6 protein-coding genes and 1 pseudogene are annotated in these 9,034 nt (G+C 71.4%); 2 read left to right on the top strand and 5 right to left on the bottom strand.

Features of this window, described 5'->3' with window-relative positions:
* Positions 1-120: 120 nt before the first annotated feature.
* Genes KIP79_RS45550 through KIP79_RS45540 form a run of 3 tightly spaced genes read right to left on the bottom strand, consistent with a single transcriptional unit; the run spans position 121 to position 3,182 of the window.
* Entirely contained in the window at positions 121-783 is a 663-nt protein-coding gene (locus tag KIP79_RS45550) for a potassium channel family protein (RefSeq protein WP_214111316.1), read from the bottom strand.
* Positions 776-2,140: a TrkH family potassium uptake protein gene (locus KIP79_RS45545; protein WP_214111315.1), complete on the bottom strand. Its 1,365-nt coding sequence runs from the start codon at positions 2,138-2,140 to the stop codon at positions 776-778. Before KIP79_RS45545 ends, KIP79_RS45550 begins: the two co-directional genes overlap by 8 nt.
* Positions 2,141-2,180: 40 nt before the next feature.
* The gene (locus tag KIP79_RS45540) at positions 2,181-3,182 is read right to left on the bottom strand and encodes a zinc-dependent alcohol dehydrogenase (RefSeq protein WP_308170249.1); all 1,002 of its coding nucleotides are present in this window, start codon (positions 3,180-3,182) and stop codon (positions 2,181-2,183) included.
* Between the two features lie 35 nt (positions 3,183-3,217).
* Between KIP79_RS45540 and KIP79_RS45535 the strand changes: the two genes are divergently transcribed.
* Complete coding sequence (locus KIP79_RS45535) at positions 3,218-4,921, top strand: dihydroxy-acid dehydratase (protein WP_214111314.1); 1,704 nt, start codon at positions 3,218-3,220, stop codon at positions 4,919-4,921.
* On the opposite strand, the gene KIP79_RS45530 is transcribed toward KIP79_RS45535, so the two are convergent.
* Positions 4,915-5,841: a DNA polymerase domain-containing protein gene (locus KIP79_RS45530; protein WP_308170248.1), complete on the bottom strand. Its 927-nt coding sequence runs from the start codon at positions 5,839-5,841 to the stop codon at positions 4,915-4,917. The genes KIP79_RS45535 and KIP79_RS45530 overlap by 7 nt on opposite strands.
* Positions 5,842-5,996: 155 nt before the next feature.
* Here KIP79_RS45530 and KIP79_RS45525 point away from each other — a divergent pair, with 155 nt between their 5' ends.
* Positions 5,997-8,558: a S8 family serine peptidase gene (locus KIP79_RS45525; RefSeq protein ID WP_214111312.1), complete on the top strand. Its 2,562-nt coding sequence runs from the start codon at positions 5,997-5,999 to the stop codon at positions 8,556-8,558.
* On the opposite strand, the pseudogene KIP79_RS45520 reads toward KIP79_RS45525, so the two are convergent.
* A pseudogene (locus tag KIP79_RS45520) lies at positions 8,555-9,034 on the bottom strand (hypothetical protein); the annotation flags it as partial. The gene KIP79_RS45525 and the pseudogene KIP79_RS45520 sit on opposite strands and share 4 nt — an antisense overlap.

Below are 9,034 nucleotides of genomic sequence, written 5' to 3'. Positions count from 1 at the left end.
GAGCCACCGGCCTGATATCCCGGCAGGTCAGCGGCCCGGTCCCGCCCTCACGTCCGAGCCGCCGATCCCGCATGCCCAGCTACCATTCGCTGCCGCGCTGTGGCCGGGCCCCAAGTTTCGTCACAGCAGTTCGGCGAAGCGCTCCACCGACTCGGTGGGGCCGGAGACGATGATGATGTCGTCGTAGGTGAGCTCGGTATCGGCCGTGGCGTAGGTGAACTCCTGGTCCGGCGACTTGACCGCGACGATGGTGATGCCGTACTTGCGCCGCAGGTTGGACTGGCCGAGGGGGGTGCCCACGTACTCCTTCGGCGGGTGCGTCTTGGCCAGCGCGAAGTCCTCGTCCACCTGCATGAAGTCGAGCAGGCGCCCGCTGACCAGGTGGGCCACCCGCTCGCCCATGTCGTGCTCGGGGAAGACCACGTGATGGGCGCCGATGCGGCGCAGGATCTGGCCGTGCTGGGCGCTGACCGCCTTGGCCCAGATGTCGTTGATCTCCAGTTCGGCCAGCAGCGAGGTGCTCAGGATGCTGGCCTCCAGGTCGCTGCCGATCGCCACCACGGCCCGGTAGAAGTCGGCCACGCCGAGCTGGCGGAGCGCCTCCGGGTCGGTGGAGTCGGCCACCGCGATGTGCGTGATCTGCCCCGCCAGCGCCTGCACCACCTTGGCCCTGCGGTCGATGGCCAGCACCTCGGTGCCGCGCCGGGTCAGCTCCAGGGCCAGCGCGGTGCCGAACCGGCCCAGCCCGATCACGACCACCGGGTCGCTTGAGTTCTCAGCCAATGATGACCCTCTCCTCGGGCAGTTCGTAACGTCGGGTGCGCTCCTTCAGCGCGAGCGCGGACCCCAGGGTCAGCGGGCCGATCCGGCCCACGAACATCAGCAGCACCAGCAGCACGTGGCCGGGCGTGGCGACGTCGACGGTGATCCCGGTGCTCAGGCCGTTGGTGGAGAAGGCCGAGATCACCTCGAACAGCACCCGGTCCAGCGGGTACGGCGTGAGCACCATCAGCAGGTAGGTGCCCAGGGCCACCAGCGCCACCGCCATCAGGGTGAGGGTGACCGCCTGCCGCTGGGTGGCCTCCGCCAGCCGCCGGTGGCCCACGTTCACCTTGGTCTCGCCGCGCAACTCGGCCCAGACGATGAAGGCGAGCAGCCCGAAGGTGGTCACCTTGATGCCCCCGGCGGTGCTCGCGCTGCCCCCGCCGATGAACATCAGGATCTCGGTGACCAGCCAGCTGGACGGGTTCATCTCCCCGATGTCCACCGTGTTGAACCCGCCGGAGCGCGGCATCACGGCGGCGAAGAAGCTGGCCAGCAGCTTGCCGGAGTCGTCGAGCCGGCCCATCGTGCGCGGGTTGCGCCACTCGGTCATCAGGAAGATCAGGGTGGCCAGGCTGATCAGGACGACGCTGGCCCCCACGGTGACCCGGGTCAGCACCGACCAGCGCCGGGGGTGCCGCCAGGACCTGGCCAGCTCGAACACCACCGGGAAGCCCAGGCCGCCGACGATGACGCCCAGCGCCACCGGCAGGCAGATCCAGGCGTCGTCGACGAAGCGCATCAGGTTGTCCGGCCAGAGCGCGAACCCGGCGTTGTTGAAGGACGAGACCGCGTGGAAGCCGCCCAGATAGAGGGCACGGCCGAAGGGCTCGCCGTACCCGATGACGAAGCGGGCGGTGAGGAACACGGCGATGACCGCCTCGCAGGCCAGGCTGAACAGCACCACGTTGCGGACCACCCGCCGCACGTCGGGCACGGTCAGTGACTTGGTCTCGGTCTGCAGCGCCATCCTGGCCCGCAGGCCCACCCGGCCGACCACCAGTACGGTGAACAGCGTGGCCAGGGTCATGATGCCGAGCCCGCCCACCTGGATGAGCCCGGCGATGACCAGTTCCCCGAAGACCGACCAGTGCGTGGCGGTGTCCACCACCAGCAGGCCGGTCACGCAGACCGCCGAGGTGCTGGTGAACAGCGCGGCGACCACGCCGGCCGACTCGCCGGAGGCGCTGGCGACGGGCAGCGTGAGCAGGGCGGTGCCGATCAGGATGACCGTCCCGAACCCCGTCACCACGACCTGGGCCGGACGGTTGAACCGGTCCAGCAGGACCGAGCCCCAGCCTTGGCGTCTCGAACTCACCTGACGAAGGTAGAGCACATTTGTACTGTTCCGTGACTGTTCACCGATGGCGGGGGTCCACGTGAATCTTGGGTGCGGACCCCCATTCCGGCGGCCGGGTCCCGGCCAGCACCGGGGCCAGCTCCTCCAGCGTGATGGTGGCGGCGACCAGCGGGCGGGGGTCGACCGTGCCCGAGGCGTACAGCCGGGTGATGCCGCGCAGGCCGCCGGAGCCGCTGAGGACGCCGACGGTGGTGACGTCTTTCAGCACCATGGTGCGGGTGTCCACCAGGCTGGGCTCGCCGGACAGGCCGATGTAGACCACCCGGCGGCCGGGTTCCACCAGGTGCAGCGCCATCGCGGGCAGGTGGGCGGCGGTGGCGGCGTCGATCACCGCGTCCCAGCGCGCCTCCGGCAGGGTCTCCACGGTCCAGACCCGGGTCAGGCCGATCGAGGCGGCGAACTCCAGGGAGCCGGGGTCGCGGCCGAGCAGGTGCACCTCGATGCCCTGGGCGGCGGCGATCTGGGCGGTCAGCAGGCCGATGGTGCCCGGGCCGAGCACCAGCAGCCGTTCCCCGGCGGTCAGGTCCGCCGCCCGGACCGCGCGCAGCGCGTTGCCGCCGGGCTCGACCAGCGCGCCCAGGGTGGGTCCGACCGTCTCGGGCAGCGGTTGCAGCGCGGCCACGGGGACCGGCAGTTGCTCGGCCAGCCCGCCGGGCCAGCCGTTCCTGATGCCGATCTCGTACCGGTCCGCGCACAGGTGCTGGCGTCCGGACCGGCAGCGCTCGCAGCGGCGGCAGCCGAGCATGGTGTCTCCGGTGACCCGGCGGCCGAGCCAGGCGCGGTCCACGCCGGGGCCGAGCGCGGAGACCACGCCCGCCCACTCGTGGCCGATCCGTACGGGGTAGCGGGCTTCGCCGGTGTGCAGGTAGGACATGCGGCCGGAGAGGAACTCGGCGTCGGTGCCGCAGACCCCGGCCCGCTCGACGTCGACGATCACCTCGTCCGGTCCTGGCACGGGTGGCGCCACCCACTGGACCTCGGCGTGTCCGGGACCGGTCACGACGAACGCCCTTATCACACGTGTACCGTACAGGAATGTCCGGGTTACGGAGTGATCAGTGGTATGCGGGTCAAGACCGGAATGCGTATATCCACCGCGCCTGGATGCGCCGGGGTGTGCCCGCCGACGCCTTCACCGGGCGGCCCCAGATCGCCATCGCCAACACCGCCTCCGACCTGACCCCCTGCAATGCCCACCTGGACGAGGTGGCCGCCAGCGTGCGGCAGGGTGTGTGGGAGGCGGGCGGGGTGCCGCTCAACCTGCCGGTCGTCTCGTTGGGCGAGACCCAGGTCCGGCCCACCGCGATGCTCTGGCGGAACATGGCCGCGATGGCCACCGAGGAGATGCTCCGGGCCAACCCGATCGACGGCGTGGTGCTGCTCGGCGGCTGTGACAAGACCATCCCGTCGCTGCTGATGGCCGCCGCCTCGGTGGACCTGCCCGCCGTGGTGGTGCCGGGCGGTCCGATGCTCACCGGCACCTTCCGGGGCGCGCCGCTCGGCTGCGGCACCGACGTCTGGCGGCTGAGCGAGGAGGTCAGGGCGGGCACGCTGTCGGAGCGTGCGTTCCTGGACTCGGAGTCCTCCATGATCCGCAGCCGCGGGCACTGCAACACGATGGGCACCGCCTCCACCATGGGCCTGCTCGCCGAGGCGCTGGGCACCACGCTGCCCGGCTCGGCCGGGCTGCCCGCGCCGGACAGCCGCCTGCTGGCCAGGGCCCAGGAGACCGGCCGCCTGATCGTCGAGATGGTGGCCGCCGGGCGCCGCCCGAGCCAGGTGATCACCGCCGGTTCCTTCCGCAACGCGATCGTGGCGCTGGCCGCGATCGGCGGCTCCACCAACGCGATCGTGCACCTGCTGGCCATCGCCGGACGGCTCGGCGTGCCGCTCACCCTGGACGACTTCGACCGCATCGGGGCGGACGTGCCGCTGCTGGCCGACCTCCAGCCGGCCGGGCGGCACCTGATGGAGGACTTCCACCGCGCGGGCGGCCTGCACGCCGTGCTCCGCGAGGTGATCGGCCTGCTCGACCCGGACGCGCTCACCGTCACCGGCCGGCCGCTGGTGAGCTACCTGGACGAGGCCCAGATCTGGGACCCCGAGGTGATCCGGCTGATCCGCCCCAACGCCGGAATCGCCGTCCTGTACGGGAACCTGGCCCCCGCCGGGGCCATCATCAAACCGGCCGCCGCCTCCCCCGAACTGCTCCGCCACCGGGGCCGGGCGATGGTCTTCGACTCCGTGGAGGACTTCCACGCCCGCATCGACGACCCGGACCTGGACGTGGACGCCGACTCGGTCCTGGTGCTGCGCGGCTGCGGGCCGAAGGGATATCCCGGCATGCCGGAGGTGTCCAACATGCCGCTCCCCGCCAAGCTCCTCCAGCAGGGCGTGCGCGACATGGTGCGGGTCTGCGACGGCCGGATGAGCGGGACCGCGTACGGCACGGTGGTGCTGCACGTGGCCCCGGAGGCGGCGGCCGGTGGCCCGCTGGACCGGGTCAGGACCGGCGACTGGATCGTGCTGGACGTGGAGGCCCGCCGGATCGACGTGGACGTGCCCCAGGCCGAGCTGGACGCGCGGCCCCCGTCGGCGGCGATGACCGAGGCGCTGGCCCGCCCGCGCCGGGGGTGGGAACGGCTCTACGTCGACACCGTGCTGGGCGCGGACACCGGCGCCGACCTGGACTTCCTGGTGGGTTCCAGCGGCGACAAGGTGGCCCGCGAGTCTCACTGATCCCTTCGCGCCCTGGCCCTCCGTTTGCCCTCGTGCATGGCCTGGACCCTGGCCACCGGGATGGTGTGCCCTTCCTCGATCAGGTCGGCGGGCAGGGTCTGCGGCGGGGGCATCAGCTCGGTCCACGGATCCCCGGGCCGCTCCCGGACCGTGAAAATCGTGAAATCCCGGGGTTCGACCTGATCGAGGTCCTCCCACGGCACGGGATAGGAGACGGGGGTCCCCGGCCGGATCCGCGGACTGTACGCGGCGACCACGGTCGCCCCGCCCGCCCGGGTGGAGTCGAGGAACACCTTGCCCTGCCGGTCCTCCCGGATGAACGCCGTGGTGGCCAGCTCCGGGTCCAGGCGTTCGGCGCGGGCGGCCAGGGCCCGGGTGGCCGCCGCCAGGTCCTCGGGCGGCAGGTCGGGTTCGACCGGGACGAAGACGTGCACGCCCTTGGCGCCGCTGGTCTTCACCGCCCCGCGCAGGCCGGTGTCGGCGAGGGCCTGCCGTACCAGGTGGGCGGCCCGCACCACGGTGGTGAACGGGCCGCCCTCCGGCGGGTCGAGGTCCAGGATGAGGTGGGTGCCCATGAGGGCGGGGTGGTACTCGACCGCCCGCTGGTTGGCGAACCAGAGCAGGGTGCGGCGGTCGTCGCAGAGCGCGTAGGAGATCTCCCGGTGGGAGGCCTCCGCCCAGATCTTGACCGTGGGCACCCAGGACGGGGTGTACTTCGGGACGTTCTTCTGCATGAAGGGCGCCTGGCCGGGGCGTACCCGGATCACCGACAGCGGACGGCCGCGCAGCGCGGCGAGCACGCGGTCGCGGGTCGCGTCCAGGTAGTCGACCAGATCCCGCTTGGTCGCGCCGGACTCGTCGAAGAGCGGCTGATCCAGGTTGGTCAGCGCCACGCCGTCCCGCGTCTCATCGCTGGTCACCCACTCCACGATGCCGACGTCAGGGGCTCCCGGTCAACCGTGTGATCGACCGCGTGTCCCGCTGTGGAACTCGATGGCACGCCTACGGGGAAACCACTCCACGAAAGAGCGTGAACATGCACAGAACGAGTCGACTCTTATTAAGCGCCCTACTCATGGGCGCGATCCTGGTCCCCGCAGGCACGGCGTCCGGCACCACAGCCGATCCCGAGCTGGTCCGGGCGATCGAGCAACTCCGCGACTCCGGGGACTTCGGCCCGGAGCTCGAACAGTACTTGGCCGATGCCGCCGCGGCCGTCGAACAGGATGAATGCGCGGCAGCCGCCGCCCTGCAGTCCTTCGCCGACCAGGTGGGCCAGGAGAAGCCGTCCAGGGCGGGCAACCGCCTGCGGGGCCGCGTGCTGGGCGCCCTGGCCGACGAGAAGGGCTGCGCGGGCCCGATCACCGTGTACGCCGACCCGGACACGATCAAGTCCAGCGGTCCGCTGAACGGGTACGAACCCGGCGCCCACCGCCCGGTGGCCGCGCTGGTGGACGAGGACGGCCGCCGTACCGAGTTCGTCGCCGACGAAGTGATCGTCTTCACCGAGGAGGAGACCGAACTGGACAAGTTCGTCTCCCGCTGGGACGGCAAGGTACTGCACCGCACCGACGACGGGGAGACCCCCGCCTACCTGGTCCGCATCACCACCGACCAGGCAGAACCGGCCAAGCTCGGCGAGCATCTGTCGGCGCTCAACGGCGAGCACCAGAAGGCCACCGCGCTCGCCGTGTCCAGCCAGGACGGGGTCAACCTGCTCGCCGCCGCGGCGGCCGAAGCCAGGGACGGCCTCCAGGTGATGGTCAACTGGGTGACTCCGCCCACCGGTTACGCCGACCGCACCACGATGGAAGCCGGGGTCGGCGTCCCGGACTTCAGCCCGAACGGCATGAACTACACGCGGAACGCGTACGAATGGTCCTATCTGTCCAACAGCGGCGCGCAGGCGATCGGTACGGCCGAGGCCTGGACGGTGCTTGACTCGATCGGGCTGCTGGACAACAAGGTCGAGATCGGCATCGTCGACAAGGGCTATGCCCCCCAGGTCAACGCCGACCTGCCGGCCAACCCGGACATGGTCACCGTCGTCCCCTTCACCGACGCCGGGGACCCCGGCCAGGCCGGTTTCGAGTGGCACGGCACCATGGTGGCCAGCACGGCCGCCGCCGTACCCAACAACTACGTGGGGGCCGCCGGGCCCGCCGGTCCGGTCGCCAAACTGAACCTGGTCTACGCCGACGGCAGCGCCTACGGCGTCATCGTGGGGGTGGGCGCGGCCAAGGTGATGGGCAGCAAGATCATTAACATGAGCTTCTCCACCCCTGTGCACTGGGCTCTGGCCTGGTCGTTGTTACCCCTCGACGGCTACCTCCGCTACGTCCGCGCGCTCGACGTCCTGATCTACTCGGCCGCCGGCAACAACGGCGACGACGTGGACGCCGAGACCTGCTTCATCGGCTGCTGGGAGAAGTACTGGTGGACCCCGTGCGAGCACGGCGGGGTGCGCTGCGTCGGCGGGCTGGGCGTGAAGAGCCGGAACCGGGACGACGAGTCCAACTTCGGCCACGAGGACGTGGACATCTTCGGCCCGTTCCACGTCCTCTACGGCGCCGACCCCTTGTTCCCCATCCCGAGCCAGGTGGGCGGCATCAAGGGCACCAGCATGAGCGCGCCCTACGTCGCCGGGGTGGCCGCCCTGGTCTGGGCCGCCAACCCGAGCCTGGACGCCGACCAGGTGGACGACGCCGTCATGCGCAACCTCGCCGTCAGCGCCGACCCCCGGGTCGGGAAACGGGTGATCCAGGCGCTGAGCGCGGTCCGCGACGTGCTGCCCCCGACGGTGCACATCACCACCCCGCACGACGGGCAGAGCATCTCGGCGATCAACCCCACCCAGTTCAAGGCCAACGTCTTCGAGGACGGCCTCGGCACGCCGACCGTGACCTGGACCCTGAACGGCACCACCGTGCTCGGCACCGGCAAGACCATCTCCGCCCTGCCGCCGCCCGGCAACCACCGCATCAGGGCCACCGCCGTCTTCCCCGGCGGCAAGACCGCCACGGACAAGATCGACGTGACGGTGCAGAACGCGACCCCCGAGCTGACCATCACCGGCCCCGCGGGCGGGGTCTTCGGACAGACCGAGCAGATCCCGTTCCACGCCACCAGCCTGGACGACGTCGGCCAGCTGCCGGACGGCATGGTCCGCTGGTTCCTGGACGGCAGCCCCAACCCCTTCGCCACCGGCCACAACCCGGTCGCGAGCCTCGGCGCCACCCCGGGCACGCACACCGTCACGGTACGGGGCTGCGACACCTTCAACCTCTGCGGCACCGACAGCATCACCGTCACGGTCATCCCCGACACGGCCAACCAGCCGCCGGTGGTCCGCGTCCTCAACCCGGCCAACGGCGCCAAGCTCTGGGTGAACGGCAACGCCAACGGCCAGTTCTTCCACGAGATCACTCTGAACGGCAGCGCCACCGACCCCGAGGGCGGCGCCCTCACCCTCGTCTGGCGGGACAACGGCTCGGTGATCGGGCTCGGCCTGACCCCGCAGGTACGGCTGCTCGGCGGCTGCGGCGACTCCACCCACTCGCTGACCCTGACGGCCACCGACGCGGCCGGGAACAGCCGTCAGGACACGGTGCAGGTGATGGTCTCGATGGTCTGTTAGCGCCGGCTCTCCTGGAGTCTTCTCCGGATGAGGTAGGCGCCCGCGAACGTCACCGCAAACGCGGCGATCGCGGCGCCGGCGATCTTGCCGGATCGGGGGAAGGCGGCCGAGGCCAGCGCGCCGGTGAAGCTCACGATCGGGCTGCCGCCCTGCTGCGGGAAGGTCACCGCCGCCTCCGCCTTCCGGTGGACGCGGCCGCTGGCCAGCGCGATGCTCGCCTGCCAGGGCCCGACCGGCAGCTTGGCGCTGAGCGGCACCCCGACCCCTCCGCTGCCGCCGGGGGGCAGCGACACCCCCCGGTTCGCCTCGAAAGGACCGGCGTTCAGGCCGCCGGGGCCGTGCGTGAGGCGGAGCCTGCCGGTCAGGTCGACGGCCCGCCGCCCGGTGTTGTGCACGATCGCGCGCAGCACCGGGCGGCCCTTCGGGTTCCGCAGTGCGATCAGCTTCTCGATCCGGAAGTCGGTGGGGGGCTCCGC

Origin of the sequence: Acrocarpospora catenulata, from assembly GCF_018476525.1 — a bacterium.
GTDB classification, from domain to species: Bacteria; Actinomycetota; Actinomycetes; order Streptosporangiales; family Streptosporangiaceae; genus Acrocarpospora; species Acrocarpospora catenulata.
The sequence above is the reverse complement of the archived record's forward strand: the minus strand, read 5'-3'. Positions and strand labels throughout refer to the sequence as shown.

Bases quoted from the DNA above. Each gene is read 5' to 3' on its own strand.
- KIP79_RS45535 (WP_214111314.1), top strand. From the start codon at position 3,218: ATGTCCGGGTTACGGAGTGATCAGTGGTATGCGGGTCAAGACCGGAAT.
- KIP79_RS45525 (WP_214111312.1), top strand. From the start codon at position 5,997: ATGGGCGCGATCCTGGTCCCCGCAGGCACGGCGTCCGGCACCACAGCC.